30 protein-coding genes and 1 pseudogene are annotated in these 26,861 nt (G+C 68.9%); 15 read left to right on the top strand and 16 right to left on the bottom strand.

All coding sequences use genetic code 11. From position 1 onward, the window contains the following. Window positions 1-191: 191 nt before the first annotated feature. The 3 genes from C2R22_RS19170 to C2R22_RS19180 all read right to left on the bottom strand — a co-directional run bounded on the left by C2R22_RS19170 (window position 192) and on the right by C2R22_RS19180 (window position 2,232). The gene (locus tag C2R22_RS19170) at window positions 192-671 is read right to left on the bottom strand and encodes a pyridoxamine 5'-phosphate oxidase family protein (RefSeq protein WP_103427187.1); all 480 of its coding nucleotides are present in this window, start codon (window positions 669-671) and stop codon (window positions 192-194) included. A gap of 133 nt (window positions 672-804) precedes the next feature. Then, entirely contained in the window at window positions 805-1,227 is a 423-nt protein-coding gene (locus tag C2R22_RS19175; RefSeq protein ID WP_103427188.1) for an HIT family protein, read from the bottom strand. Between the two features lie 114 nt (window positions 1,228-1,341). Then, entirely contained in the window at window positions 1,342-2,232 is an 891-nt protein-coding gene (locus C2R22_RS19180) for a type II CAAX endopeptidase family protein (protein ID WP_103427189.1), read from the bottom strand. Window positions 2,233-2,995: 763 nt separating this feature from the next. Here C2R22_RS19180 and C2R22_RS25290 point away from each other — a divergent pair. The 3 genes from C2R22_RS25290 (at window position 2,996) to C2R22_RS19190 (ending at window position 5,075) form a co-directional block, all read left to right on the top strand. Beyond that, a complete protein-coding gene (locus C2R22_RS25290; protein ID WP_162562570.1) occupies window positions 2,996-3,145 on the top strand; it encodes a hypothetical protein in 150 nt (49 codons plus the stop codon). A gap of 298 nt (window positions 3,146-3,443) precedes the next feature. Further along, window positions 3,444-3,947, top strand: coding sequence for a winged helix-turn-helix transcriptional regulator (locus C2R22_RS19185; protein WP_162562571.1), 504 nt, complete (start codon window positions 3,444-3,446; stop codon window positions 3,945-3,947). Window positions 3,948-4,064: 117 nt separating this feature from the next. Then, a complete protein-coding gene (locus C2R22_RS19190; RefSeq protein WP_103427191.1) occupies window positions 4,065-5,075 on the top strand; it encodes a hypothetical protein in 1,011 nt (336 codons plus the stop codon). A 26-nt stretch (window positions 5,076-5,101) separates the two neighbouring features. Here C2R22_RS19190 and C2R22_RS19195 read toward each other — a convergent pair whose 3' ends face one another. The 3 genes from C2R22_RS19195 to C2R22_RS19205 form a co-directional block, all read right to left on the bottom strand. Next, the gene (locus C2R22_RS19195; RefSeq protein ID WP_162562572.1) at window positions 5,102-5,896 is read right to left on the bottom strand and encodes a response regulator; all 795 of its coding nucleotides are present in this window, start codon (window positions 5,894-5,896) and stop codon (window positions 5,102-5,104) included. Between the two features lie 206 nt (window positions 5,897-6,102). Beyond that, complete coding sequence (locus tag C2R22_RS19200) at window positions 6,103-6,726, bottom strand: uracil-DNA glycosylase (RefSeq protein WP_103427193.1); 624 nt, start codon at window positions 6,724-6,726, stop codon at window positions 6,103-6,105. A gap of 7 nt (window positions 6,727-6,733) precedes the next feature. Continuing rightward, window positions 6,734-6,964 carry a DUF7860 family protein gene (locus C2R22_RS19205; protein ID WP_103427194.1) on the bottom strand — a complete coding sequence of 77 codons (231 nt, stop codon included), beginning with the start codon at window positions 6,962-6,964 and terminating at the stop codon, window positions 6,734-6,736. A 105-nt stretch (window positions 6,965-7,069) separates the two neighbouring features. Here C2R22_RS19205 and C2R22_RS19210 point away from each other — a divergent pair, with 105 nt between their 5' ends. After that, on the top strand, window positions 7,070-8,689 hold the full coding sequence (locus C2R22_RS19210) for a sensor histidine kinase (RefSeq protein WP_216824757.1): 1,620 nt from the start codon (window positions 7,070-7,072) through the stop codon (window positions 8,687-8,689). On the opposite strand, the gene prs is transcribed toward C2R22_RS19210, so the two are convergent. The 3 genes from prs to C2R22_RS19225 form a co-directional block, all read right to left on the bottom strand. After that, complete coding sequence (gene prs / locus C2R22_RS19215; RefSeq protein WP_103427195.1) at window positions 8,655-9,521, bottom strand: ribose-phosphate diphosphokinase; 867 nt, start codon at window positions 9,519-9,521, stop codon at window positions 8,655-8,657. The two genes, C2R22_RS19210 and prs, sit on opposite strands and share 35 nt — an antisense overlap. 257 nt (window positions 9,522-9,778) lie before the next feature. After that, window positions 9,779-10,597: an HVO_0234 family beta-propeller protein gene (locus C2R22_RS19220; RefSeq protein ID WP_103427196.1), complete on the bottom strand. Its 819-nt coding sequence runs from the start codon at window positions 10,595-10,597 to the stop codon at window positions 9,779-9,781. A gap of 385 nt (window positions 10,598-10,982) precedes the next feature. Further along, entirely contained in the window at window positions 10,983-11,270 is a 288-nt protein-coding gene (locus C2R22_RS19225) for a hypothetical protein (RefSeq protein ID WP_103427754.1), read from the bottom strand. Between the two features lie 315 nt (window positions 11,271-11,585). Between C2R22_RS19225 and C2R22_RS19230 the strand changes: the two genes are divergently transcribed. From C2R22_RS19230 to C2R22_RS19240, 3 genes and pseudogenes are all read left to right on the top strand, one after another. Continuing rightward, window positions 11,586-12,104, top strand: a complete 519-nt coding sequence (locus C2R22_RS19230; RefSeq protein WP_103427197.1) for a hypothetical protein — start codon at window positions 11,586-11,588, stop codon at window positions 12,102-12,104. An 88-nt stretch (window positions 12,105-12,192) separates the two neighbouring features. Beyond that, window positions 12,193-13,314, top strand: coding sequence for a tRNA (guanine(26)-N(2))-dimethyltransferase (locus C2R22_RS19235; RefSeq protein ID WP_103427198.1), 1,122 nt, complete (start codon window positions 12,193-12,195; stop codon window positions 13,312-13,314). Window positions 13,315-13,361: 47 nt separating this feature from the next. Next, window positions 13,362-14,608 (top strand): annotated as a pseudogene (locus C2R22_RS19240) (YihY/virulence factor BrkB family protein). Window positions 14,609-14,635: 27 nt separating this feature from the next. On the opposite strand, the gene C2R22_RS19245 reads toward C2R22_RS19240, so the two are convergent. Then, a complete protein-coding gene (locus C2R22_RS19245) occupies window positions 14,636-15,583 on the bottom strand; it encodes a spondin domain-containing protein (protein ID WP_103427755.1) in 948 nt (315 codons plus the stop codon). 276 nt (window positions 15,584-15,859) lie between these two features. On the opposite strand from C2R22_RS19245, the gene C2R22_RS19250 reads away from it, so the two are divergent. Next, window positions 15,860-16,714 carry a phosphatase PAP2 family protein gene (locus tag C2R22_RS19250; protein WP_103427199.1) on the top strand — a complete coding sequence of 285 codons (855 nt, stop codon included), beginning with the start codon at window positions 15,860-15,862 and terminating at the stop codon, window positions 16,712-16,714. Between the two features lie 12 nt (window positions 16,715-16,726). Here the strand turns inward: C2R22_RS19250 and C2R22_RS19255 are convergent, their stop codons facing one another. Together C2R22_RS19255 and glnA are read right to left on the bottom strand one after the other, a co-directional pair. Beyond that, window positions 16,727-16,942, bottom strand: a complete 216-nt coding sequence (locus C2R22_RS19255; RefSeq protein WP_103427200.1) for a hypothetical protein — start codon at window positions 16,940-16,942, stop codon at window positions 16,727-16,729. Window positions 16,943-17,091: 149 nt separating this feature from the next. Next, on the bottom strand, window positions 17,092-18,453 hold the full coding sequence (gene glnA, locus C2R22_RS19260; RefSeq protein WP_103427201.1) for a type I glutamate--ammonia ligase: 1,362 nt from the start codon (window positions 18,451-18,453) through the stop codon (window positions 17,092-17,094). A gap of 126 nt (window positions 18,454-18,579) precedes the next feature. On the opposite strand from glnA, the gene lrp reads away from it, so the two are divergent. Next, window positions 18,580-19,038, top strand: a complete 459-nt coding sequence (gene lrp, locus C2R22_RS19265; RefSeq protein ID WP_103427202.1) for an HTH-type transcriptional regulator Lrp — start codon at window positions 18,580-18,582, stop codon at window positions 19,036-19,038. Window positions 19,039-19,050: 12 nt separating this feature from the next. Here the strand turns inward: lrp and C2R22_RS25705 are convergent, their stop codons facing one another. Beyond that, window positions 19,051-19,203, bottom strand: coding sequence for a hypothetical protein (locus tag C2R22_RS25705; protein WP_173862821.1), 153 nt, complete (start codon window positions 19,201-19,203; stop codon window positions 19,051-19,053). Window positions 19,204-19,334: 131 nt separating this feature from the next. Here C2R22_RS25705 and C2R22_RS19270 point away from each other — a divergent pair, with 131 nt between their 5' ends. The 4 genes from C2R22_RS19270 to C2R22_RS19285 are packed head-to-tail and all read left to right on the top strand — an operon-like array spanning window position 19,335 to window position 21,076. Beyond that, window positions 19,335-19,805 carry a hypothetical protein gene (locus C2R22_RS19270; RefSeq protein WP_103427203.1) on the top strand — a complete coding sequence of 157 codons (471 nt, stop codon included), beginning with the start codon at window positions 19,335-19,337 and terminating at the stop codon, window positions 19,803-19,805. Continuing rightward, window positions 19,798-20,127 carry a hypothetical protein gene (locus C2R22_RS19275; RefSeq protein ID WP_103427204.1) on the top strand — a complete coding sequence of 110 codons (330 nt, stop codon included), beginning with the start codon at window positions 19,798-19,800 and terminating at the stop codon, window positions 20,125-20,127. The genes C2R22_RS19270 and C2R22_RS19275 overlap by 8 nt, the downstream gene beginning before the upstream one ends. Continuing rightward, complete coding sequence (locus C2R22_RS19280) at window positions 20,124-20,309, top strand: hypothetical protein (protein ID WP_103427205.1); 186 nt, start codon at window positions 20,124-20,126, stop codon at window positions 20,307-20,309. Before C2R22_RS19275 ends, C2R22_RS19280 begins: the two co-directional genes overlap by 4 nt. A 59-nt stretch (window positions 20,310-20,368) precedes the next feature. Then, window positions 20,369-21,076: an SDR family NAD(P)-dependent oxidoreductase gene (locus C2R22_RS19285; protein WP_103427206.1), complete on the top strand. Its 708-nt coding sequence runs from the start codon at window positions 20,369-20,371 to the stop codon at window positions 21,074-21,076. Window positions 21,077-21,319: 243 nt separating this feature from the next. On the opposite strand, the gene C2R22_RS19290 is transcribed toward C2R22_RS19285, so the two are convergent. Together C2R22_RS19290 and C2R22_RS19295 are read right to left on the bottom strand one after the other, a co-directional pair. After that, window positions 21,320-22,444: an ORC1-type DNA replication protein gene (locus tag C2R22_RS19290; protein WP_103427207.1), complete on the bottom strand. Its 1,125-nt coding sequence runs from the start codon at window positions 22,442-22,444 to the stop codon at window positions 21,320-21,322. Between the two features lie 123 nt (window positions 22,445-22,567). Then, on the bottom strand, window positions 22,568-24,547 hold the full coding sequence (locus C2R22_RS19295) for a helix-hairpin-helix domain-containing protein (RefSeq protein WP_103427208.1): 1,980 nt from the start codon (window positions 24,545-24,547) through the stop codon (window positions 22,568-22,570). 97 nt (window positions 24,548-24,644) lie between these two features. Here C2R22_RS19295 and larE point away from each other — a divergent pair, with 97 nt between their 5' ends. Next, a complete protein-coding gene (gene larE / locus C2R22_RS19300) occupies window positions 24,645-25,523 on the top strand; it encodes an ATP-dependent sacrificial sulfur transferase LarE (RefSeq protein WP_103427209.1) in 879 nt (292 codons plus the stop codon). 15 nt (window positions 25,524-25,538) lie between these two features. Here larE and C2R22_RS19305 read toward each other — a convergent pair whose 3' ends face one another. After that, window positions 25,539-26,183: a histidine phosphatase family protein gene (locus tag C2R22_RS19305; RefSeq protein WP_103427210.1), complete on the bottom strand. Its 645-nt coding sequence runs from the start codon at window positions 26,181-26,183 to the stop codon at window positions 25,539-25,541. A gap of 106 nt (window positions 26,184-26,289) precedes the next feature. On the opposite strand from C2R22_RS19305, the gene C2R22_RS19310 reads away from it, so the two are divergent. Further along, complete coding sequence (locus tag C2R22_RS19310) at window positions 26,290-26,754, top strand: SRPBCC domain-containing protein (protein ID WP_103427211.1); 465 nt, start codon at window positions 26,290-26,292, stop codon at window positions 26,752-26,754. Window positions 26,755-26,861 lie beyond the last annotated feature (107 nt).

Consider the following 26,861-nt stretch of genomic DNA (forward strand, 5'->3'; position numbering starts at 1 on the left):
GGGCGACGCGGAGGACCAGCGCAGGGCGCGAGAGCACAGTCGGACTCGGTGTCAGCCACTGTGTCCTCTTAGTCGGCAGCGCTCGGTCTTGGTTTCGAGCGCGTCGTGTCACGTTCAACACGACTTGGTCAGTAAGGCGTTCCGCCTTCAGGTGCAGGGTTGACCCGGGCGGCCGCGCCCCACCACGCGCGTCACCCGGTCCGCTGGTCTTCGAACCCAGGGGGGAGTCCGAGGTGTTTCAGCCCCGTTCGCTCCTCGATATCGAAGCAGTACAGGCGGGTCGCCTCGACCCGACTGGCGCGCTCGAACACGTCGGGGCGCCACGCGTCGGTCAGGACTTCTTCGGCGCGTTCGACGTCCGCCTCGGGCACCTCGGTCAGTCGACCGGTGAGGAGGACGCTCCGCCAGTTGAACGGCGTCTCGGCGCTGTAGACGAGAAAGCGCGCGTACTCGGCCGCCGCGCTCAGTTCGGCTTTGCGGCTCTCCTCCCCGAGGACGTACAGGAGGTACAGCCGCGAGTCGCCGTCGAACCCGAAGGACATCGGACGCAGACTCGGCGCGCGCTCGGCGGGGAGACCGAGCACGCCGACGCGCTGGCTCGCGAGGTAGCCCGCGACCTCCTCGTCCGTCATCCGAACCATCCCGTAGTCGTCGAGTTCGTCGAGTGTCATGGGTGCAGAGAGGTCGGCGAGCGTCATAGGTTCACCCGGCGATTCTCCGCGTGCGGGAACCGGGGCCGGATGAGCGTGGACCGCCCGGCGACCGCGTCGCTCGGACGACGGTATCACTCGGGCGGCGACCGCCTCACACCTCCACGTCTCGAATCGCGGCCGCGATATCGTCCAGTTCCGCGTCGGAGAGCGACGGACGCGCGGAGAACAGCCGATGGATCGGTCCGTTGCCGTCGCCTTCGAACCGTGGGACGACGTGGACGTGCGTGTGGGGGACCTCCTGTCCCGCGGCCTCGCCGTTGTTCACCGCGACGGTCGTGGCGTCGGCGTCGACCGCCGCCTCGACCCGGGGCGTGACGGCGCTGACCGCCTCGAACACCGCGCCCGCCGCCTCGGGTGGGAGGTCGCCGACCGTCTCGTAGTGGTCTTTCGGAACGACGAGCGTGTGTCCCTTCGTGAGCGGGTTCGCGTCGAGGAACGCGAGCGCCTCGCTGCTCTCGTACACCGTTCGACTCGGGAGGTCGCCGTCGACGATGCGACAGAAGATACAGCTCATGGTTCGAAGGCCGGGTGCGTGGTGGAAAAATCCCCACGCTCTCTCGTCCCCGGACCGGAGACACCCGCCGACGGCCGCGAGCGCGAAGTCACCGCGACGCGTTCGCTCCCGTCGTCAGCGGCTTGCGGTCGACCCCGCAGCGGGGTCACCGTTCGTCCCGTACACCGTCGTCGCGAGGCGCTCCCGACCCAGGTACCGGCGGCCGACCGTGACGGCGACGAGGAGCGAGACGAGGACGAACACGACGTCCTGCGCGAGCGGCACGGTCGTCGTCGACTCCCAGGGGTACGCGAGGTTCGTCAACCAGTGAAAGCCCACGGCGAGCGGGACGCTCCCCTCCGAGCCGTTGTAGACGACGGTGACGACGACGGAGGTGGCGACGAGCGTGACGAAGAGGCGGACCAGACCCGGGAGGAGCGGCCCGCCGCGGGCGAACTCCGCCGTCGCGATGACGAGCGCGGGCGCGTGCCACAGCGCCCAGACCAGCCCCAGGAGGACGCCCGCGACGAGGCCGCTGTAGCGTCGTTGCAGGAGCGGGAGCGCGAACCCGCGCCAACCGAGTTCCTCGACGGGGCCCTGGGTCAGTCGGAGGAACGACACGGTCACGAACGCCCCGAGCCACCCGGGTTCGAGTCGCAACGGCGGGCCGCCGGTCGCACTCGCGACGACGGCCGCGAGGAGGTACGTCAGGGGGACGCCGACGAGGACGGCACCGTACCACCGTCGTCCGCCTCGAACCTCGGTGACACGACGGGCGTACGCCCGGACGCCCGCCCGGCCGTCAACGAGGCCGACGACGACGAACGCCGAGATGGCCGGCGACCAGACGGCGAGGAACGCGAGCGGGGAGTAGCCCGAGACGGTCGCCTCCCTGCCCACGAGCGGGGCGATGGCGAGGACGAGGAGGGGAACACCCCACGAGAGTGCGAACGTCAGGAGAAAGAAGCCCGCGAGGCGGTGTCGACGGAGCCAGGCGGCGGCGCGGGTCCGACCGGACGTGGCCATACCCGGTGTACGGCGCGGACCGCACAAAAACCGGTGGTCGTTCTCACCGGTCGAGCGCGACCGGCAAGCCGATAGTCGACCGACCAGCACGCTGGCGGCGCTGAGCAGCGCCGCCAAGAGGAGTGGACCAAACGTCCGTGTCCGCTCGACGGGCCACGGCTGTTCACCCCCAGGAAACTGCCGGAGTCGCCTCCGCTGTCAGTCGAGTCATACGAGGCCAGAGTTGGTTCACGATCACGGGGAGATTCTCTCGGAATACCTCGTTATAACACCTAATATACTGAGTACAGCGTAACACAGAAATTTTAACACACATCACCCATCCATTCGACACGATGACCGAGTTCGGAAGGAGGTGGTGGACGAACTGCCGCTGAACGTCCCGCCAGCCGTCTCCACACCACCCTGTCAGCCATGTGTGGTGCCGTGTCGGTTCACGGCACCGTCCGTTGTTCCTGTTCCTCTCGCTGTCGGACGTCTCTCGTCCCGTCGGTCACGCTTTCGTATAGGTACCAGGTACGCTACGACGTAACACCGACGTGCCGGCGTCGAATCGTCCGCAGAGACACGGGCGACGAACCACACCGACTCCTTCGGTGCGTCCGCGGCACCGACGATACCGGCGCTCTGATCGTCCGCCTGTCGAACCGGATAGAGGGTCTGATGAGGCCTCCGTCGGCCGTACTGACGTTCGTCTCAACCAGAACGTATTTTCGGAACAGCGCAGACACGGCAGTCCTACCGCAGAGTCGACCAGGCCTCCATGCGTACCACATCCACCGCGGTGGTCGTTGCGTTGCTCGTCTTCGCGCCCAGCCTCGCGCCTGCTACGCCCGACGCGCCGACTGACCACGCCGACCAGTTCACACCGGTCGTCTCTGACCGAGCGAACGACCTGACCGAACGACGCTGAGTCGCTGCGTCGTCGGATCGCTTCACCCGGCCGTGAACCCCCTGTTCCGGCGTTTAATCCGATGTTAACACCACCCACGCCGGACACCCTCCCTTCGAAACAGTTCCGTTTCCCGTTCGAAACGGTCGACACGGTTGAGACGAACGCCCCGGTTTTTGGGGCTCTCGGCCCTCCGAGTCGACAGCGAAGGGAGACCGGACGGCGCTCGCACGACCCTCACCGCCGACGGTGGAATAATCGGTGATTAGCGCAGCGGCTGACTCGGGCAGTGCCGACGCCGCCGATCGAGGTTCAACTCATGAACGCGAACGCACGACCCGCCGACATCACGCACGAGACGCGAGCATCGCTCTACGATCACCTTCGGGCGAAACCCGGGACGTACCTCGCGGCACTGAGCGACGTCGCGGCGATCGACGCCCCGAGGCCGACGGTTCGGTACCACCTCAAGGTACTCGAACGCCGGGGACTGGTCACGTCCGAGAAACGGCGGGGGAAGCGTCGCTTCTTTCCGGTCGGTACCGCCCCGGATGCGCTGGAACTCGCCATGGAATCAGCGCCGGCACGGGCCGTACTGGAGGCACTCGCGGAGTCGGCCGACACCGTGTCCGGCCTCGCCGAACGCGTCGACCGTGACCCGAGTACGGTCACGTACCACCTCTCCAGGCTGGAGGACGACGGCCTGGTCAACCGAGAGCGGCAGGGACAGGCGGTCGTCAATCGACTCACGCCGGGGGCTCGGACTGTTCTCGGACAGGGGCCGCTCACGTCCGCCGAGGAGCGGGCGGCGGCCAGCAACTGATCCCGCGCGGGTCGAGCGACACCCGTCCACGCCGGTGTCGAGGGATGGGAGGAGAACCGAACGACGGAGTCGTCCCGTGGGGCTACGCTTTTCACCCGACCCGTCGAAGCCCCGTTCATGTCAATCGAATTCGAGCGCTCGGTACAGGAGGCGACGTTCTACAGTCCGCTCGCGGACTTCGAGCAGACGACCGTCGAGACCGAAGTCCGAGTGGACCCGCTGACGGGTCGCACGGCACGAGTCGTCACGGACAACTTCCTCATGCCCGAGTCGCCCCACATCGACGACTCGGTGACCGACAGCGAGGGCTGTTTCTTCTGCCCCGGCACCGTCGAGGAGGCCACCCCGAAGTACCCCGACTGGGTCGGTCCCGAACGGGGAAAGAGCGGCGAGGCGACGTCGTTCCCGAACCTGAACCCCTACGGCGCGTACTCGAACGTGGTGGCGCTCACCGAGGAGCACTTCGTCCCCATCGACGAGTTCACCACGGAGCAGTTCGCCGACGGCCTCTGTGCGGCGTTCCAGTACGTCCGTGACGTCTTCGAGCACGACGACGACGCGCGCTACGCCTCGGTGAACATGAACTACCTCCGACCGGCGGGGTCGAGCCTCATCCACCCGCACATGCAGACGCTCGTCGACGACCGCGGGACGAACGAACAGCGACGAGTCGCGGAGGCCGCCCGCGACTTTCATCGGGAGAACGACGAGGTGTACTGGTCCGACCTCGCGATCCAAGAGCGCGGCGGCGACCGCTACGTCGCCGAAATCGGCAACGTCCACTGGCTCGCCCCGTTCGCCCCGAAACACCATCGCCACCTCGTCGGCGTCGCCGCCCAGATTCACTCCGGCGTTCCGGAGCCCCGGGGCGACGTGACCCACGACTTCGCCGAGGGACTCGTGAACGTGCTCTCGTACTACGCCTCGCTCGGCCTGAACAGCTTCAACGTCGCGCTCTTCGTCGAGCGCGACGACCCCGCGCTCCCGCCCCTGCTGAACGTCACCGCCCGGTCGGTGTTCGACGAGTACTACTGGAGCGACGCGACGTTCTTCACGTCGCTCCACGACGAGGGTGTCGTCGACGTCGCGCCCGAGGTGTACGGCGACGAGGCCCACGACTTCTTCTGAGCGAGCCACGACCGACCCCGACCGTCCTATTCGCGTTCGTCCGCGGCGTAGAACGCGACGACGGCTCCCTCGACCCCTCCCGCGTCGTCCCACAGCGGCGAGCCGTAGACGACGACCCGACGCTCCCGACCGTCGCTCGTCCGCAGTCGGTACCGTTCGCGGTCGAGTTGCGACCCCGTGTCGACGACGCGGCGATACGGCAACTCCGCCCGCGGTACCGGCGTGCCGTCCTCCGTCAGGAGCGTCCATCCGGCGTCGGGGTACGCGCGCCCGTCGAGTTCCTCGACCGACGCGGCGAGAATTTCGGCCGCGCGGTCGTTCGAGAACCGGACGTCACCGGAGCGGTCGTGACCGACGATGCCGAACGGGGCGGCCTCGACGATCCAGTCGCGGATGCGGCGTTCGCGTTCGGCCTCCTGCTTCGCCCGGTGGCTCTCGACCGCGTTCCGCACCCGGTTCACCAGGAGGTCGTACCGGTCGGGCCCGCGTTTCTGGAGGTAGTCGGTGACGCCCGCGGAGATCGCGTCGCTCGCGATGGCTTCGCTCCCCTGCCCGGTGAAGAGGACGAACGGGAGGTCCGGATGCGACTCGCGGACGCGTTCGAGGAGTTCGAGTCCGTCCATGTCGGGCATCCGGTAGTCGCTGACCACCGCGTCGACTGCGGGCGTTCCCGCGCGGAGCGTCGACAGCGCCTCGCGTGGGTCGGTCTCGGCGGAGACCGCGAACCCGTCGACCCTCGACAGCCACGCCCGTGTCAGGTCGAGGAACGCCGAGTCGTCGTCGACACAGAGGACGCGAATCCGAGACGGACCATCGTTCACGATACCGACGTTCAGAGACGTTCGGTCGATATAAGAGACGTGTGTGTCACCCGTGACTGGGTCCGTCACTCTCGACGTGAATCACCGGTTTCGGGCCGATACGCACCCGTGCCGACCGAAGGGACGTGCTCGTCGCGGAGTGGACGTGTTCGGCACGGTGTGGCGTGTCCGACGCGGAAGTCGTGGTAACGACCGTCGCGTCCCGCTCACCCCGAGACGAGCGACGAGAGCGCCTCACCGATCGCCGCTTCGTACTCGTCGAGGTCGTATCCGAGCCGTGAGAGCCACACCTCCTGGTACGACGGATGCAGGAGAGGGAGCACGCTGACGTCGTACGCCGACAGCCGAACCGGGTCGAGCACGCGGTCGAGAAAGCTTTCGACGACCCTCCCGTCGAGCGCGAGCACCGTCGTCGTCGCGTGCTTGCCCGTCGTGACGACGACGCTGGGGTCGACCTGCTGGAGTTCGCGTTCGAGGTGGCTCCGGCAGTTCGACCGCTCCTCGGCGGTGGGTTCTCGGTTCGTTCCCCCCTCCTCGGGGAAGCACTTCACCGCGTTCGTGTAGTATGGGTCGTACCCTAGTCGGGCGAACAGCCCTCTGATGCGACGGCCCGAGTGTCGCGTGGTGTAGGCCATGCCGGTGTGGTTGCCGCCCTGCCACCGGTCGGCGGAGGGGTCGCCCGCGCCCGGTGCCTCGCCCACCACGACGACGTCGGCGTCGGTCGGGCCGGTGCCCCACGAGATTTCGGTCCGCGAGTCGACGAGCGCCGGACAGCGTCGGCAGTCGGGGTCGAGGACGTTCCGACTCGACGGGAAGTGCGAGTCGGCCACGGCGGCGTTACTCCGTCAGCGGCAGCGCGATGCCGAAGACGAACGGCACCAGGAGTAAGAGCACGATGCCGAGCGCCTCCAGGTCGAAGAAGAGGGTGTGTTCCCACGCGGGGAGCGGGCCGAACAGCGCCGAGCCGACGACCTCGCCGAGCACGCCGAGCGCGAACAGCGTCGCGCCGAGGAGCATCCCGCGTTTCGTCGTCCGTGGGTAGTCGATGTCTCCGTAACGTCCAGGCATACTCGATACGTCCTGTATCGACCGTCATAACCTTTCTCGTCCGTTCGCAGTCGTGATAGTCGGTGCCGAACGTTTATTCTCCCCTCTCGCATCGGACCACGCCAGATGCTCGGCCGAGTGAACTACAGCGGCCTCGTCGTCGCCGGCGTCGGGTTCTTCCTCACGCGCTTCACCGTGACGCTCGCGGTGTACGACGACCCCGTCCAGTTCTACCTGGCGGGCGTCGTCCCGCTCGCGCTCGGACTCGGGTTGGCCGCGTTCGGCGTGGCGCTCACCGTCGCCGACGTCGAGCCGTCGCTGGTCCGGACGACGGCCCGCTGGTGTGTCGTCGGGGCCGGCGCGATGTTCGTCCTCGTCGTGCTCACGCTCTTGGGGTCGACGGGGGGCGACGTCGACCTCGCGTCGGCGGGGTCGCAAACCTACTTCGCGAACTTCCTCATCGGCGGGAGCGTCGGCGGCACGTTCACCGGCCTCTACGCCGCGCGAACACACGGACACCGCGACGAACTCGTCCGCCAGACGAACCGGCTCGAACTGCTGAATCGGCTCCTCCGACACGAGGTGCTCAACGCCGTAGCCGTCATCCGGGGGTACGCGACGCTCCAGGGGGACGACCACCCGACCGCCGGAGCGGTGATCGAGCGGCGCTCCGACGCCATCGAACGCACCATCAGGGAGGTGAAGTACCTCACCCGGACCGAGACGCGGGGTCGGGCGGCGGACGGGTCGGTCGCGCTCGAACCGTGTCTGACGGCGAGCGTCGACGGGGTCCGAACGCGACATCCGCACGCCGATATCTCGGTCACGGCGGACGACGAGGCGCTCGCCGCGCGCGTCCGTGCGGGCGACCGACTGCAACACGTCTTCGACAACCTCGTCGAGAACGCCGTCGTCCACACGTCGCGGGAGGCACCGACCGTCGAGGTGTCCGTCTCCGTGACGGGCACGGCCGTCCGCGTGAGCGTCGCGGACGACGGTCCCGGCCTCCCCGAACGCCAGCGAGAACTCGTCGAGACCGGCGATATCGGCGAGTTCGACGACCCCCGCTCGGGGTTCGGCCTGACCGTCTCGCGCTTTCTCGTCGAGAGCTACGGCGGGACCATGGGGGTCGACGTCGATAGAGAGGGAACGACGATCACGGTCGTGTTGCGCCGTGTCGACGTCGACGAGACTGGACTGGGCGCGCTCCAGGCCGACGCGGGCGTCCGACCGGCAATCCCACATCTGGTCGTCACGCTCGTCGCCGCGCTCGTCGCGGGCGGGCTCTACGGAGTCGCGGCGGAACTCCTCGGGGGTCGGTCGCCGCAATCGGCGTGTTCTACGGCATCACCGACCCGGTCGTGGGGTGGTACACCCACCAGTTCCACAGCGTCGTGTTCGCGTTCGGGTTCGCCGGCCTCGTCTCGGTGCTCCCGGCGCGCGTTCGCAACCACGTCCCGACGTACGCCGCGGTCGGTGTCGCGTGGGGCGTGGTCATCTGGCTGGTCGCCGCGGGCGTCGTCGCGCCCGTCTGGCTCCGCCTCATCGGCGTCCCGGCACCCGTCCCGAACCTCTCCGTCACGACTCTCGCGACACACCTCGTCTGGGGCGCGTCGCTCGGCGTGTGCACCGCGTGGGGCTACGCGAACCTCACGTCCCGGCTGGCCCGACTCGGTCGGTGGGCGTCCGACCTCCCGGGACGGGCGTAGGTCTACAGCACGCTCGCGACGACGGGGGCGGCGCTGACCGCGCTCACGTCGCGTTCGAGCGTGTCGGTCCCGTACACTCGCTCGACGCCGGCCGCTTCGAGTTTCGTCCGGGCGGCGCGCGCCAAGAGCGGGTGGACGCAGGCGGTGAAGATGCGCTCGGCGTCGCGTTCGCGGAGGACGGCGACGGACTCGGCCATCGTCGACCCCGTCGCGATGATGTCGTCGGTGATGACGACGTCCCTCCCTTCGACGGGGGCGTCGGACGGTTCGACGCTCACTTCGGTGCCCGAGTGTCGCGTCTTCTCGAAGTAGTCGGTGTCGCCCTCGCCGTACGCGTCGCGGACAGTGCGTGCGATGTCGACTGCGCCCTCGTCGGGCGAGAGGAAGAGCGGCTCTCTCAGTCGTGTTTCGAGCCCAGCGAGGGGCACCGCGAGCCTGCCGGCGGCGTCGACGACGTCGACGGGCACGTCGAAGAACTCCCGAACCGCGGCTTCGTGCGGCGTGACGAGGACGACCCGGTCGGTGCCGGTCGAGACCGCCCGCGCCATCGCGCGCGCAGAGACGGGGTCACCCGACTCGAACGCCCGGTCCTGCCGTGCGTACCCCATGTAGGGGACGACGGTCACGACCTCTCCGACCCCCGCCTCGCGGAGGGCGTCCTGAAGCTGGAGCAGTTCGACGTAGGCGTCGTTCGAGGGTGTCGCGGCGACGACCACCGCGCGCTCGGGCGCGTCCGCGCCGGCCGCGGGGACGGCCGCGAACGTCTCCCCGTCGGGGAACCGGTCGAACTCGGGGATAGCGAGGGTGTCGTCACACTCCCCCGCGAGCGACGACGCCAGCGCCTGCGACCCCGAACCTGGCACTATCATACCCGACGGTCACTCCGCGGTGGGTTAAACCCGTTTTCGTCTCCCCGCCTGGACAGCGTCGCTCGGACGCACTGTGGGTCCGGGGCGTCGGAGTCGACGAGGCACGTCACCCGTCGACACGCGGTCACGGCTCGTACGGACCGTGACACTGGTGCTCGCCACCGGTTGCGTGTCGCTGACGAAGCGAGTCGCCCGGGCTTCGTGGGGTCGCTACACGCAGCCAATCCCTCCGTCGCCGTGGCGCAGCGGTGTCCGCATCAGGGAATCGCGACGCCGCCGACGTCCCGAAGGCCGAGCGTCTGCGTCCGAAGCCCGTCGCCCGCGTCGACGAGGAACGTCCCCTCGTCGGTGACGGCGCAGACGACGTCCTCGCCGTACGCGAACTCGACGAACGCCTCGTCGTCGGCGAGGTCGTCGGCGCGGTCGACGGCGCGCCACGTCCCCCCGTCCGTCTCGGTTCGCCGTCTGATGCCCGCCGCCCCCACGGCGTGGGCGCGCCCGTCGGGTGCCGCGTCGACGACGTCCCACTCCCCGTCTTCGATCTCCATCCAGCCGTTCCCGAGGTAGAACAGCCCCGACCCGGTCGCCGCGAACGGTCCGGCCGCGGCGACGTCCCGGACGTCGTCGAGTCCCGCGTGCCGGAGGTCCCTATCGGTGACGCGAAAGACGCCCTCCTCGGCCGCGACGAGTCGCCCGTCGACCGCCCGCGGCCCGTCGACGCCGCCGACGGTCCGCCACCCATTCCCGGCGTCGAACGCGAGTCTGCCGATGGAACCGTCCTCCCCGACGGCGACGACTTCGTCTTCGGTGAGACCGACCGCCATCGCGGGACCGAACCCCAGCGCCTCGTATCCCGGCGCGAGCAGGACGTCCTCGTCGGTTGCGACGACGATTCTCCCGCCCCGTCCGGCGACGTCGCGGGCGGTACAGTGGTGGTCGACGCGGAAGCCACCGACCCGGTCGCCCGAGACGTCGACCACGACGCAGCCGACGCCCGCAGCGACGAACACCTCGGTCTTGCCGGCCTTCGACGAGAAGACGCGCTTTTCCTCGATGGAGAGGTCGTCGTCGGTCATAGCTCTACGTGGCAGTCGCTTGTCGGGGGTCAAAGCGCTTCCGCCCGTCTCTTCGGTGAATCGTCGTCGAGTCGCGTGGCGAGGACAGCGGATGCGTATCGGTGGGAGCGGTGTCCGAGAGAGCGTCGAGAGGAGCAACGACGAGCGGTGACCGCACGACACACGGGCGCGGTGGACCGCAGCCTCGTCCCTCCCCACCCGGATACTCGTGCGAGGGATGAGCGAGTGAGCGAAGCGAATCGGCTGGGGAGGCTGTGGCCTCACCCTCCTGGCGTTCGCGCGGTTCTCGTGCTGTCGGCTCTACCCGTATCGCTCGTGCACATCTCCGTTCGATAGTCCGTCACCTGACCTCGCCAGAGCGGAAAGCCCACGACTGAACACGGTATCACAGGAACTCCCTGACCTCCGAGTACCACATGTCGTGGTAGTCGATTTCGCCCAACGCCTCGGCGATGTCGACCGCCAGCGAGTGCCAGCAGCGCTCGGTGGGGTCGGACTGGTCGAGGTTGTACTCGGCGTCCTTGCAGGTGCACTGACCCTCCTCGACGATGTACTCGTCGTCGTACCCCACCACCACGGTGAAGTCGCGGTAGCGTTTCACCCGGCCCTCGGAGACGGCCTCGATGGCTCGTTGCCCCCGCTTTCGGTGCGTCGAGACGATGGCGTCGACGATGGCCGGCGTGAGTCGTCCCGCGGCCGCGAGCGCCGCTCGCCAGTCCTCCGCCGGGTCGGCCGCCGCGTCGGGGGCAGGGTCGCGAGTAGAGTCGCGGTCCGCCCCGGTGGCGTCGCTCGCGTCGGACGACGACGGCGAGACGGACGCGCCGGCGGCGTCGCTTGCCTCGCTCTCGCCCTCGCTCTCGTCGTCGTCGACGCCAGTCACGGCACGCGGTTTGCCCGATGCGGACAAAAGGTGTTCGGTCGTCCCGGTTCTCTCCCGCCGGGGGAACAGAGCCGAAACCCTCTCTCCTTGCCCCGCGAAGCGCCGGGTATGGAGTCACGCGGGCCCGTTCGGGGGCGGGGCGACGCTGACCTCGCAGTCGAGACGAGCGAGGACGACGAGACGGTCGAGTATCTCGCTGACGAGGACGTCGTTCGGTACGTCGCCGGATGGGTCGCACCCGACGCCTCCTCCCGCGGTCAGGACGGACCACGCGAGCGGGTCCCGCGATACGAGACGACCCCGCGTGAGCGGTGGGTCGAGACCCAGTGTCTCACCGCCGCGGCACGCGCGGCGGCGGAGCACGTGAGCGCCGAACTGGAACAGAGCGGCGAGACGATTTCCGGTGGCATGACCGCGGACGTCGAGGGCGTCGAGCGGGCGGCGGTCGTCGCGCGCGAGACGGTGCTGGACCGGTCTGGCAGGGTCGTCTCGGAGCCGTCGGCCGGGTTCTCGGCGCTCGTCGAGGAGACGCCCGCGACTGTGTCGGTGTGCTATCGACTCGGCGGTAGCGTGTACGAACGGCGGGTCCCGGTCTACGCGCGGTCGGACGTCGTCCGGTTGGAATGACAGGACCGACGCGACACCCCACTGGCGCACCGGCGGGCGGTCGCAGGCGTACCAGAACCGATTTGGCCGACGCTCGGGGAGAGGTGATATGCTCGTCAGTGAAGGCGGCGCCGAGATAGAGGTGCCCGAGGCCCGCGACGGAGCGAGCGACGGCAGCGGCGACGGCGTCTTCTTCAACCCGACGCAGGAACTCAACCGCGACGTCACCGTCGCGGTCCTCCGCGCGTACCGAGACCGTGACCCGCGCGCGTCGTCGTACCTCGACGCGATGGCGGCCTCGGGCATCAGGGGCGTCCGCGCGGGCCTCGACGGCTACGACGTGACCTGCGCGGACGTGGACAGCGAGGCGGTCGACCTCGCGCGGGAGAACCTCGCGCGCAACGACGTCGCGGGCGAGGCGGTCCACCGGGACGTCAACGCCCTCCTCCACGACGAGGGGCCGTTCGACGTCGTCGACGTCGACCCGTTCGGGACGCCCATACCCTTCGTCGACAGCGCCTTCGCCAACACCCGCGACCTCGTCTGCGTGACGGCGACGGACACCGCGCCGCTCTGTGGCGCGCACCTCAACTCGGGGGTGAGAAAGTACGCGACGGTGCCGCAGAACACCGAGTACCACGCCGAGATGGGCCTCCGGGTGCTCGTCTCGGCGCTCGTCCGAACCGCGGCCCGGTACGACACCGCCGCCGTGCCGATACTGTCGCACGTCACCCGCCACTACGCGCGGACGTACCTCGAACTCGACCACCGCGCGACCAGCGCCGACGCCGCCGTCGACGAGTTGGGCTACGTCCACCACTGCGACGACTGCCTCCATCGGGTTTCGGAACGGGGCCTCGTCGCCCACCCTCCCGAGGAGTGCCCGCACTGCGGGGCCTCCCTTCGAACGGCCGGCCCCATCTGGCTGGGACCCGTCCGCGACGCCGAGTTCGCCCGCGCCGTGCGCGAGGAGGTCACGGACGACATGGGCGAGGCGAAGGCCGCGCGGTCGCTCCTGGAGACGCTGGAGCACGAGATCGAGGCCCCGACCCACTACGACCAGCACAAACTCTGCAAGCGGTGGGGCGTCCCGGCACCGGGCATGGACGACTTCGTCGCGGCGCTCGAAGACGCCGGGTACGAGGCCGCTCGGGCGCACTACCACGGTACCGCGCTCAAGACGAGCGCGACGGTCGCGGAGATGCGGACGGCGACCGAGGACCTGTTCTGAGTTCGCATCCCTCGTCTTCTTGTATCGGCAGGCTGAAACCTCCCGCGATGGCCACACGTTCTTCGATGGGCACTGCCCGCACCGTCCTGAACACGGTTCGTGAGAAGGAGGTGACGTTCCTCGCCGCGAGCATCTCGTACTACATCCTCGTCTCGCTCGTCCCGCTGCTCGTGTTGGCGCTCGTCGCCGCCGTCCTCGTCGGGGGCGACCCGCTCCGAGCGCAGATCATGGAACAGGTGAACGCCAGCCTGCCCGCCGGGGAAGCGCTCGTCGGACAGGCGCTCGCGGACCGAACCTCCCAGGGCGGTCTCGGCGTCGTGAGCCTGCTCCTGACCGTCTGGGGGCGCTGAAGGTGTTCCGCGGCCTCGACACGGCGTTCGGTCGGATCTACTCCGTCCCCGGGCGCGGCATCGTAGACCAGCTAAAGGACGGCACCGCGGCGCTCGTCTCCATCGGCGTCGGCGTCGCCGGCGTCGTCATCCTCGGGAGTGTCATCGCCGTCGTCGGCTCGACGCTCGTCGCCCTCGCCGGACCACTCTTGCTCATCGGGACGCTCACCGTCGCGTTCCTCCCGCTGTACTACATCCTCCCCGACGCCGACGTCACCGTCCGCGAAGTGCTGCCGGGGACGGTGTTCGCGGCGCTCGGCTGGGCCGCCCTCGGGACGCTGTTCGGCATCTACGCCCAGCAGGCCGGCGGGAGCGTCGCGGGCGCGCTCGGGGCCATCCTCCTGTTGATGACGTGGTTCTACCTCTCGGGCATTCTCATCCTCACCGGCGCGGTCATCAACGCCGTCACCGGCGGCCGGGCGGGGGACGAAGACGACCGGGACCGGCAGCTACAACACGCGGGAAGCCGACGTGACGAACCAGCAGAAATGAGCGAGGGCGACGAATTCGAAGGCGGAGTCGAACCGAGCGGTGCGCCCGACATCTCCGAGCTCGAACACCGCGTCGAGGAGCTTCGCGCCGACCTCGACGACTTCGAACGCGACGTCGACGACCGAACGCTCCCCAAAGCGGACATCGAGGCCGAGCTGAAACGCTACGTCCGACGGCGGGTTCGGAGGGGGAAAGCGCGCGGCTGGGGTCCCTACCTCGTGTTGCTGTACGGGACCGTGATGACGCTCGGGGCGTTCTTCTTCCTCGACGGCCTCTGGGCCATCCTCGCCATGCTCGTCCTCTTCCTGTCGACGCTCGGGCTGTACACCCTCTTCATCATCGTCGGCATCGGGTTCAACGCCCTCTCGGTTCCCGCTCGCGCCGCCGACGCCGTGCGCGACCGCCGAAGCTGAGCGACTGGAACCAACGGTCGGCCCGCCTCAGCCCATACGCGCCGGCGTCACCGTCACCGATAGCACGTCCGCGACCCCGGGGTAGGCGAAGCCGTCGTCGACGTCCGAGACGAGGCGGACGGTGCCGTTCTCGGCCTCGCCCGTGTCCGGCCCCGACTGTCGCGGTGCCTGGTGCGGCCCGGCTCCCGGCTCCTCGTTTACCTCCGTGCCGGCGTCCCACAGCGCCACCCGGTCGGTGACGTCGCCGCTAACGGGGTCACCGTCCGAGAAGAGCGCGATTCCCGTCGGGTCCGGCGCGAAGAAGAGGTCGTTCGACTCGACGAACATCGTGGCGAACGACAGGCGGGCGTCGGCCCCGCCCTCGAACTCGAACTCGTAGGCGTCGCCGGGCGTGAGCGGACCGGGCGAAGAAGCGCCCACGGGCGTATCGAACGCGCCGCCGTGGACCATCCCCATCTCCCTTTCCTCGAACGAGGCGGCGAGCGTCCCGGGCGTGCCGTCCTCCGCGAGACGTTCGAGTCCCTCGTTGGCGGCCTCCCCTTCCTCGAATAGCGCGCCGGACTCGGCGTGGACGACGTACGCCCCCGGCGAGAGCGGGACGGCCGTGGCCCCGTCCATCGTCTGCAGCGTGCTCCCGGTCGAGACGTTCTCGATGCGGACCCGGAACCGCTGGGCCATCGAGCCGTCCATGGACTCGTCGGTCATCTCCGAGTCCGTCATCTCGTCGTCCATCGACCCCTCGGTCATCTCCGAGTCCGTCATCCCGTCGTCCATCGCCTCCTCGGTCATCGCCGAGTCCGTCATGGACTCGTCGGTCATCTCTCCCTCCATCGACCCGTCGGTCGTCTCCGCGTCGTCCGTCTCGGCTCCACTGCCGCCCTGTCCGGTGCACCCGGCCAGGCCCACGGCGAGTACGCCGCCGCCGAGTTGGAGGAACCGTCGCCTGTTCGTCGTGTCGAGTGGGTTGTCGGTCATCGGTGGTTCACGGTCGACGGGTCGCGAGAGACGCGGATGAATATTTTTCACAGTGCGTACAGGTTGTGCACAGGGTCCGGCTCGACTCTCTTCCAAATTCGACACGAGTGTCGGTCGACTGCGCTCGGGACTCACGGTCACGACGGCCACGAACAGCGCGAGGTAGCCGTCGGTCTGCACGAAGCCGACGAGCGCCCCGGTGAACGCGTCGACCGAGGCAACTGACCCGAGCAAGGAACCATCGTGTTATATGTCTCCTGTCTCGTCCCTTTCGGTATGCGCGGACTCGGTACGCTCGACGCCGTCTCCGGACTCCCTCCGGCGGTCGTCGACCTGTTCGGACTTCTCACGCTGCTCGGCGACCCGTGGCTGCTCCTCGGTGGCCTCGCCGCCCTCTACGCCGTCTCCGACCGCCTCGGCCTCGACCGCCGCCGCGTCGGGTTCGTCCTGGCCACCGCCTTCCTCTCGCTCGGGGTGACGCTCGCGCTGAAGACCGCCTTCGCGCTCCCGCGGCCGCCCGGGGCAGGGATCGAGGGCTACGGCTTCCCGAGCGGGCACGCGCTCGGGGCGACGGTCGTCTGGGTCACCGCCGCGCTCGCGCTCGATGCCGGGCGGCGGCGCGTCCGAGTGGCCGTCGCGGGCGTCGTCGTCCCCGTGGTCGCCGCCTCCCGCGTCGTCATCGGCGTTCACTACCTCGTCGACGTCGTCGTCGGTGTCGCCGTCGGCGTCGCCCTCGTCGGCCTCGTGTTCTGGGGGCTGTGGCGCGACCGGTGGAAGCCGCCGACGCACGCCGCCGTCGACCGCGTGTTCGCCCTCGCCGCGGGCGCGGCGCTCGTCGCCCTCTTCCTCTCGAACGGCGTCGACACGCTCCTCACCGTCGGCGCGGCGCTCGGCGGCTGGGTCGGGTGGCGCGCCGTCGAGCCCGCGGTCGAACCGCCCGCTCCAGCGCTCCCCCCACGCGGGACGGCCCTCGCCGTCGCCGGACTTCCACCCCTCCTCGGCGGCCTCCTCGCGCTCGACGCCGCCGCCGAGGCCGCGACCATCCCCGACACGCTGACGATGGGGCTCGCCGGCGGGTGTATCGCGCTGCTGTTCGCGCTGCCGCGACTCGTCCAGCGAGTCGTCGGGTGACCTGACGGCCGTCTACTCCTCCGGTGCGTCCGCGTTCCGACCACGTCTGCGGATGGAGACGAGTCCGGCGACCGCGACGACGCCGACGAGAGCGACGAGCACGGCGGTCACCCACCCGCCGAGGACGCCGGCGACGTCGCGGAGCAGTCGAACGAGGAGGAGGCCGACCACGACGAACAGGAGCCGTTCGATTCTGGACAGTCGCGTCCGGAGGGCAGCGTCGTCCATGCCCACGACGGCGGAGCGTGAACGGAAAGCGGTTCGTGCGGCGACGTCGACGACGCTCGTCGACTCCGCGGACGGGTCTCCGTTCGAGGTCGAGACGGCCGACTACCGGTCCGAGAACGCGAAAGAAAAGTGGGTCGTGGGGCGCGCGCTCAGAACTTCTCGAGGTACTGGTCGAGTTCCCACTGGGAGACGTCGACGCGGAACTCGTCGTACTCGTGGGTCTTGGCCTCGATGAACTTCTCGGTGACGTGGTCACCGAGCGCCGACTGGACGACTTCGTCGGCTTCGAGCGCGTCGAGCGCCTCGCCGAGGTTCGATGGCAGCGTGGTGATACCGTACTCCTCGCGCTTGGCTTCGTCGAACTCGTAGATGTTCTCGCGGATCGGGTCGGGGGCGTCGAGCCCCTCCTCGATGCCGTCGAGACCGGCGTGAATCAGCGCGGCGAGTGCGAGGTACGGGTTACACGACGGGTCGGGGAAGCGCGCCTCGATACGCGAGGCGGCCGGGACGCGCGCGGCCGGCTTGCGGATGAGCGCCGAGCGGTTGCGGTCGGACCAGGCGACGTAGACGGGTGCCTCGTAGCCGGGGACGAGCCGCTTGTAGCTGTTGACCGTCGGGTTGGTGACGGCGGCGAGCGCCTCGGCGTGTTCGAGGATGCCCGCGAGGAACGAGTGGGCAGTGGAACTCAGGTTGAACTCGTCGTCGTCGTCGTGGAACGCGTTCTCGCCGTCTTTGAACAGCGAGATGTGCGTGTGCATCCCGGAGCCGTTGATGCGCGGGATGGGCTTCGGCATGAACGTCGCGTGGAGGTCGTGCTGAGCCGCGATGGCGCGGACGACCATCCGGAACGTGGCGACGTTGTCCGCCGTCGAGAGTGCGTCGTCGTACTTGAAGTTGATCTCGTGCTGCCCTTCGGCGACCTCGTGGTGGCTGGCTTCCATCTCGAAGCCCATGCTCTCGAGGCCGTAGATGATGTCGCGACGGACGTCCGACGCGAGGTCCTTGGGGGCAACGTCGAAGTAGCCACCGTGGTCAGCGGTCTTCGTCGTCGCGCGGCCCTCTTCGTCCTCTTCGAACAGGAAGAACTCCGGCTCGGGCGCGGCGTTGACCTCGTAGCCCATCTCTTCGGCGCGGGCGATCGCCTGCTTGAGAACGTACCGCGGGTCACCCTCGAACGGTTCGCCCGTCGAGGTGTCGATGACGTCGCACATGAGTCGTGCGGACCGACCGTCCCGCCACGGGAGAACGGCGAACGTCGCCGGGTCGGGCTTGAGCCGCATGTCCGACTCCTGAATCCGGACGAACCCCTCGATGGAGGAGCCGTCGAAGTAGATCCCCTCGGTGAACGCCTTCTCGGCCTGCGAGGCCGGGACCGCGACGTTCTTTACGGTTCCGAGGATGTCCGTGAACTGCAATCGGAGGAAGTCGACGCCCTTCTCTTCGATTTCGTCCAAAACCGCTTGTGCTTCGTCAGTCAGACCGCCGTCTGGTGCTGTGTGTTCGTCCGTCATCTTCTGGACAATCTACGCCTATACAGCCAGTATAAAGACATTGTCGCTTAGTGCAAGGTCATCTGGCACCGGTAGAGAACTGGTCATTCGTAAAATTCTAAACCCCCGGGCGTGTTTTGAAGTGTAATGACGTACGAAAACCTCGACGCCAAACTCATCAACGAACTGCTCGGAGACGGCAGAGCCAGCCTTCGAAGCCTCGCAGAAGACCTCGACGTCTCCGTAACGACGGTCTCGAACCACCTCCGCGACCTCGAAGAGGAAGGGGTCATCGAGGGGTACACGCCCATCGTCAACTACGATGCGCTCGGATACGACGTCACGGCCGTCATCCAGTTGAAGGTCGAGGGGAGCGCCCTCCCCGAGATCACGGAGCGACTGAAAGACCAGAGCCAGATGATCTCCGTGTACGAGGTCACCGGCGACTACGACATCATCGCCATCGGGAAGTTCAAGGACACCGACGGCATGAACCGGCAGATCAAAGCGCTCCTGACCGACGCGGACATCCGCGAGTCGAACACCTCGGTCGTGCTCAACGCCGTCGTCGAGAACGAGCAGTTCGAACTCGACGTCGAGGAGTAATCCGAGAAGCGCTCAGCCGAAGTTCTCGGCGACATCGTCGAGCCCCTCGTGGCAGAACGGGCACCGATAACGGGTGGTGAAGCCCTCGCGCCGCGTGACGGTCTTCGCTTCGAGTTCGTGCATCGCGACGTCGCGCCCACACGCCTCACAGCGAACGGTCACCATGTATGGGAAGGACGGCTGGACCGACAAAAACCTCATCCCACCCGCGGGGTGCTGTTCGGAGCCACGGCGACGACGGGACGCGCTCGCGATGCGGCCCCGACACTCATCACCCCGACGGGAGTAGTGAGCGTATGGTCCCCCTCCCTCCCCTCTCGCCGCTCGCGGTGACGACGCTGGGCGTTCGCTGGCTCCACGTCCTCGCGGCGACGGTTGCGGTCGGCGGCAGCGTCCTGACGTGGGTCCGGTTGCGTCTCGAATCGACCGGTGGAAACGTCCCGATAGACGAGAGCGCGCTCGTCCTCGCCCGCGGCTACGAGTGGCTCTTCTGGGCCGCCGTCGGGGCGCTCGTGATGACCGGCGTCGGCAACCTCGGCGCGTTCGCGCCGACCCTCCCCGGGGGTCGCTGGCGGACGACGCTCGACGTGAAACTCGGACTGTTGACGCTCGTGCTCGTCGGTTCCGCCGTCCGGACGCGGCTGCTCGCGCGAGTCGCTGGCTCGTCGGCCGAGGTTCCGACGGGACTGCTCCGGCGAGCCTACGGCGCGACGGCGCTCGGACTGGTCGCGCTCCTCACGCTCGCGGTGGTGCTCGCCCATGGCTGAGGAAGGACAGGACGGGGCGGGCAGCGGAGCCGACGGGACGCGGGACGGAGCCGACGGGACGGGAGACGCGGACGCGCTCTCCGCGTGGGCGTTCGCGTCGTTCCACGCCGCACTCCTCCTCGTCGTACCGCTCGCGCTCGCCCACGCTGTCGCGCCGAACGCGGTCGGCGGACTCCTCGCCGGCCTCGACACGCTCGTCGGCGTCGCGCTCTACCTCGTCCTCTGGGGGTCGACGTGGTGGTCGAACCGCCGCTACCTCGCCGCCTGCGAGTTCGACGATTCGCGGGGGTCCTCGGGGCGGGCGCGCGGTGGGGTGCCGTGACCGGCCTGCCGCTCTTCGGCTGCGTCGTCGTCGCGGCGTTCGTCGCGACGAACCCCACGTTCACGCTGCTCCTGCTCGTCGTGGGCGGCCTCGTCGCGCTGCTCGTCGGCGCGGTGGTCGGGGCCCTTCTCGCCGCGCTCGACGTAGCGCTCGACCGGGTGGCCGTGCGACTCGTGTCCTGAGCCCGAAGAAGGGATGGCGGGCGGGGAACGGTTTTCCCGCTCGCTTTCGACGAACGAGTATGACACACACGGTCGTCATCAGCGGTGTCGGTCCGGGGCTCGGGGAGTCGCTCGCTCGACGGTTCGTCGCCGAGGGCTGTCGGGTCGCGCTGCTCGCACGAACCGCCTCGTTCATCGAGGGACTCGCCGACGACCTCGGCGCGGGCGTGGTCGCCGTCCGGACGGACCTTACGAACTCGAACGATATCGAAGCGGCGTTCGAGACGGTCCGGTCGGAACTGGGTCCCGTCGACGTTCTCGTCAACCACGCCAGCGGCGGGTCGTGGAAGGGCGTCCGGGAGGTCTCGCTCGACGAGTTCGAACACGCTTGGCAGGTCGGCGCCCGCGCGGGGCTACAGTGCTCGCAGGAGGCGCTCGACGACATGCTCGGCGACGAGGAGGGACAGGGAGGCGAGGGAGGGACCATCCTCTTCACCGGCGCGACCTCGTCCATCAGAGGGCGAGGCGGGGCGGCCGCCTTCTCCAGCGCGAAGTTCGCCGTGCGGGGGCTGGCGGAGTCGATGGCGCGGGAGTTCGGGCCACGAGGGGTGCACGTCGCCCACGTCGTCATCGACGGCGGCATCCTGCCTCCGGGTCGGGAGGTGGAGAACCCGGAGGAGTATCTCGACCCCGACGCCATCGCCGACTCGTACTGGCACCTCGTCCAGCAGGACGAGAGCGCGTGGACGCTGGAACTGGACCTCCGGCCGCACGTCGAGGAGTTCTGAGCGGGAGCGTTCGACACGGAGGGGGTGTCAGCGGAACGAGAGGGAGTGGCAGCGGAACGAGAGGGGGTGTCAGCGGACCTAGTAGGACGCACAACACGGGAGGCGGCCGCCGGGGCGGTGACGCCACGGACCTCCCCAGCCGACTGCGGTGCTCGCTCGTTTCACTCGCTGTGCTCTTGTCCCTCGCGTGTGGTCGCGGCCGCCGCCGCGACCGTCGCGCCGCCGCGGGACCGTGCAATCGCGTCAGAGCCGCTCTTTCACCGCGTCGGCGTCGTACGTGAGCGTGAGCGACCGCGACCGACCTCTGCCGTCGACCTCCGCGTACTCGGCGTCGATGAGGCCGAGTTGGTCGAGTTTGTTGACGATTTCGGAGTACCTCGTGTACCCGAGGTCGGTCTCCTCGTGGAACACCTCGTAGACGGTGCCGGCCTGCTCGCCGGAGTGGTCGGCGATGACGCGGACGAGCGCGCGCTCCGAGTCCGACAGGCCCCGAAGCGACCGCGAGAGGTGGACGTGTTTCGACTTGTCGTACGCGGCCTCGATGTCCTCGCTCTCGATGGTCCGGGAGGCGCGCATCTCGGCGTGGAGGCCGGCCCGCCTGAGCAAGTCGATGCCGACTCTCAGATCGCCGCTCTCGGCGGTGAGTTCGGCGACTCTATCGAGGCCGATGGAGTCGAGGACGCCGTCGTGAAAGCCGCGCGTGGCGCGCTCGCCGAGGATGTCGACTATCTCGCTCTGGTCGTAGCGGGGGAAGAACACCTCCTCGGGGCGGAACACCGACTGGACGCGGCTGTCGAGTTCGTCGATGACGTCGAGCGAGAGGTCCGAGGAGATGACGATGACGCCGATGCGCGCACCGACGTGGGTCTCGTGCGCCCGCAACAGCGAGTAGAGCACGTCGGACGCCTCGTTCTCGTAGAAGAGGTAGTTCACGTCGTCGAGCGCCACCACCAGGACCTCGTCGTCCTCGATCAGTCGATCGGAGATCTGTGAGAAGAGCTTCTTGAACGAGATGCCCGACGAGGGCGGTTCGTACTCGAAGAGGTCCTCGAACACGCGGGAGAAGACCGCGTAGCGGGTCGAGTTCATCTGGCAGTTGACGTGGACGGCGCGGACGCTCGACTGGCCGTGGAGTTCGCCGAACAACTTCTGGACGGCGGTCGTCTTTCCGGTCCCCGGGGGACCGCGGACGATGGTGTTCAGCGGGCGCGACCCTCGAACCGCGGGCCGGAGCGCGTACTTGAGGCTCTCCAGTTGGCTCTCGCGGTGGTCGAACGTCTCCGGGACGTGGTCGATCTCGAACACGTGTTCGTCGCGGAACACCGTCTCGTCCCACGACAGCATCCCCTCCTCGGGGTCGTCCCTCATCACTTTCACCTCGCTTCGGTGGATACTTAACCGTTTGCCAGGGTGTGACAGTGAACGGCGGCGTCGGGCGTTCCGACGACCAGTCTCGGGCGGACCGGCGGCGAGTGAACCTCCGAGTCGGACTCAGAACTTCTCCAGCAGACGCGCGTAAAAACCCGTCTCGTCGTCGCCAGCGAGTTTCTCGACGATGAGTTCCGGCGTGGACCGCGCGAGGTGGTCCTTCACGGGTGAGCGGTTCACCACCAGGTCGCCGTCGACGAGGCCGACCGCCTCGATACCGTCGACGGCGACGTCGAAGGCGGCGGCGGCGCGAATCTCGCTCGCCAGGTGAGAGACGAAGACGGCCGTCGCACCCTGTTCGTCGAGGGCTTCGAGGATGCCGGCGATGATCTTCGCGGACGCGCCGGGTTCGGTGATCGATTCGAGTTCGTCCACGAGCACCAGCCTGTCGGAGGCGCCGTCGACCACGCCGGCGAAGTCGCGGAGCGTCGACTCGAACGCCCCCGCGTCGAGCGTCCCCTGCGACTTGGCGTAGTAGTGGAGTTCCGAGAAGCGGGAGAGTCGCACGGATTCGGCGGGGACGGGAAAGCCCATCTGGGCGAGGACGACGACGAGCGCCACCAGATCGAGCGTCGACGTCTTGCCGCCGGAGTTCACCCCCGAGAGGAGCGTCACGCCGTCGACGCCGTAGTCGACGGGGTCGACCTCGTCGAACGGGACGTCGAGGAGGGGCGACCGGCCGCCCTCGATGTGGAAGCCCGCCCCCTCGCTGTCGACGAACGCGGGGACCGTGCAGTCGAAGTCGCGGGCGAACCGGGAGACGGCGAGTTCGACGTCGAGTTCGAGCGCGTCTCGCACGAGCGTCTCGACGGGGCTGCGGAGGTCCGAAAGCTCCCCGGAGAGGTCGCGTTTCAGTCGCTCGGCGCGCTGGTCGCGGGCGGCCGTCAGTTCGGTTCGGAGCCGCGAGACGGCGTCGTCGCGCCGTTCGACGGGAAACGTTGGGTCGCCGCCGAAGACGCGCCGGGCGAGTTCCGCCTCGTTCTCGTCGAGGGCGAGCGCGTCGACGAGGTGGTCGCGGGCGGCGGCGACGGCGTCGTCGTACTCGTCGGCCAGCTCTCGGGAGAGCAGCGAGTCGATGCGGGCGCCCTGTTCGACGAGCGAGAGGAAGTCGGTCCCCTCAATGGTGACGTCGCGCTCGCGGATGGCGTCTCGGAGGCGGTCGTTGGCGACCGATTTTGCGGTGGAGGCGGCCGCGTCGAGGTCGTCGACGGCGCGAACGAGACGGTCGAGTTCCGCGTCGCCGGCGGGCGTGCCGTCGTCGTCGAGGCGGTCCAGCGCCCCGCGGAGTCGGTCAAGGTCGCAGGGAGGGGTCTCACCCGCGGCCTCGTGGACGGCCGCGGCGGCCAGAATCGACTCGCGGTTCGCCGCGAAGACGGCGAGGACGCGCTCGGGGACGATTTCGTCGGGCTGTTCGAACGCGTCGGGGCGGACGCGGACGTCGCCGGTGACGTCGACGCCGGCGAACGTCTCGTCGAGAGCGACGACGGTGGAGTACGAGCGTGCGAGTTCCGCGAGGCCGCGGGCGTCGTCGACGACTTCGACGGAGAGTTCGGGGAACGCCTCGTTCGCCTCGGCGTACCGCTCGGCGTCCATCGTCGCGAGGCAGCGTTCGCGGACGCGAACCGGCGGAGGGGACGTGAGCGGTCGAACACCGCCGAGCGCGTCCAGCACGGCCTCGTCGGGACTGCGCTCGACCGCCCGCTCGACGAAGCCACGGACCTCGTCGATGCGGGACCGAGAGGACGTGGGGAAGAACGTCTCGACGCGCTTCCCGGCGTAGTCGGTCACCGTTCGGTGCTTCAGAAGCGAGAGGACGTCGCGGTAGACGTCGACGGCGTTGTCGGTCGCGAGAAAGCCGCCGTCGTCGCCGTGTTCGTGGCGAATCGCGGCGCGGGCGATTCGGGCGGCACGCCCCTCCGAGATGCCCGGAGCCTCGGCGAGCGTGGCGACGTCGCCGGCGCGGAGGGCTCGCTCCGGGTCGTCGAGTTCGGCGAGTGCCGTCGCGGTCTTCTCGCCGATGCCCGAAATCGCCGTGAGGTCCATTCGCGTGCTGGTATCGCCTCGGCCGACAAAACCTTGCGGGTCGCTTCGGTGAGAACGAGTCGCGCCGCTTTTGACGCTCGGCCGGGTACGGGTGTGCATGACAACGGCCGCGACTGAAGCGAAGGCCGACGCGGTCCGCGCCGCCCTCGCGAAGCGAGAGGGTGTCCTCGTCGCCTTCTCCGGCGGTGTCGACTCCAGCGTAGTCGCCGCACTCGCACACGACGCACTCGGAGACGACGCCGTGGCGTGTACGGCCAAGAGCGAGACGCTCCCCGACGCCGAACTGGACGAGGCACGGCGGGTGGCCGACGAAATCGGTATCCGCCACGAGGTCGTGGAGTTCTCCGAACTCGACAACCCCGACTTCGTGAAGAACGACGGCGACCGCTGTTACCACTGCCGGACGATGCGCCTCGGACGGATGTACGACGCCGCCCGCGACCTCGGTATCGAGACCGTTTGCGACGGGACGAACGCCTCCGACCCCGGCGAGGGACACCGGCCGGGGCTCCGCGCGGTCGAAGAGTTGGAAGTGTTCTCGCCGCTGCTCGCCCAGGACGTCACCAAGGAGGAGGTCCGGGCAATCGCCGACACCTACGGGCTTTCCGTCGCGGACAAGCCCGCGATGGCCTGTCTCTCCTCGCGCATCCCCACCGGACTCGAAGTCACCGAGGAACGGCTCACCCGCGTCGAGCGCGCCGAGTCGCTCCTGCGAGACTGGGGGTTCACGCAGTTCCGCGTCCGCGACCACGACGGTCTCGCCCGGGTCGAAATCGGACGTGACGAGTTGGAGCGAGCGCTCGACGCCGAGTTCGCCCGGGCGGCGAACGAGCACCTCTCGGAGCTCGGGTTCGACCACGTAACGCTCGACCTCGACGGGTATCGAACGGGGAGTGTGAGTCCCGCTGACGAGGACGAGGACGACGAACCGCTCGTCGAGGACGTCTTCGCGCAGGAGTACCCGTCCGACGACTGAGCGCAGGAGAGGACGCTACGCGACCGTCTCGGAGTCGACCGTCAGGTCGTCGGGGAGGTACCGGGTGTCGTTCCGTCGGACCACGCGCGGCTCCGAGGCACGGATCTCGTTGAGCGCGCAGTTGTCCTGGTCGAGTTCGAGAATCGAGTCGACGACGTCGTAGCGCAGAAGCGAACCGAGGAGCAGTCGGTTCGGCCCGCCGTGGGCGACGATCACGACCGTCTCGTCCGGGGAGAGGTCGGCCAGAAGTCGCTCCCAGCCGTCGAGGACGCGGTCGCGCACCTCGACGAGCGTCTCGCCGCTGTCGGGGCGGGCCGTCGCCGCGGCAGCGCCCGAAACGGAGAGGGCGTACTCGGGGAACTCCTCGAAGACCTCCCCGGAGGAGAACCCCTGCAGACAGCCGAAGTCGCGCTCGCGCCAGGCGGCGTCGGTCGTCAGTTCGCTCCCGGTCTCGCGGGCGACGTGCCGTGCGGTTTCCTGGGCTCGTCGGAGGTCAGACGAGACGAGGGAGTCGACGTCGACCGTCGAGGCGAGGTGCGCTCCGAGCGCGGCCGCCTGCTCGCGTCCCCGGTCCGTGAGCGGCGTCGGTGCCCACCCCTGGATGCGCCCGCTCCGGTTCCAGGTCGTCTCGCCGTGTCGGACGAGGAGTGCCGTGGCCATGCGACGGGCTACGCGACCCGGGCCGATGAGCGTTCCGTGCGACGACGCGGCGTGACAGAGACGTCCACGACGGCAGCTTCACGTCCTGAGACGACGACACAGTGGCATGGAACTCTCCACACACATCGACATCGACGCCCCACCCGAACACGTGTGGGACGTCCTCACCGACTTCGACCGCTACCACGAGTGGAACCCGTTCGCGCGGGTGGCGGGCCGTCCGACACGGGACGCCCGGCTCCACGTCGAACTCACCCCTCCCGGCGGACGGACGATGCGATTCCGACCGACCGTGACGTGCGTCGAGGAGGACCACGAACTCCGGTGGCTCGGCCACCTCTGGCGACCGGGCGTCTTCGACGGCGAACACCGGTTCGTCCTCGAACCGCTCGACGGGGGCGCTCGGACGTCCGTGACTCACGCGGAGGTGTTCACGGGCGCGCTCTCGCCGCTCGTCTGGCGATTCATCGGGACGAGGACCGAGCGCGGGTTCGAGGCGATGAACGCGGCGCTGAAACGTCGCGTCGAAGGGGTGACCGACGAGACCGAGGCGGGCGCGAGGGCGAGCTAGGAACGCGAGTCGGGAGGCTCTGACCAGGCAGAGGCGGGAGTGGCGGACAGGCGGCACGCGGGAGCGACACGGAGTGGTGTACCGCACGACCGCTGGACACTCCGCGG

Origin of the sequence: Salinigranum rubrum (assembly GCF_002906575.1) — an archaeon.
Lineage (GTDB): Archaea > Halobacteriota > Halobacteria > Halobacteriales > Haloferacaceae > Salinigranum > Salinigranum rubrum.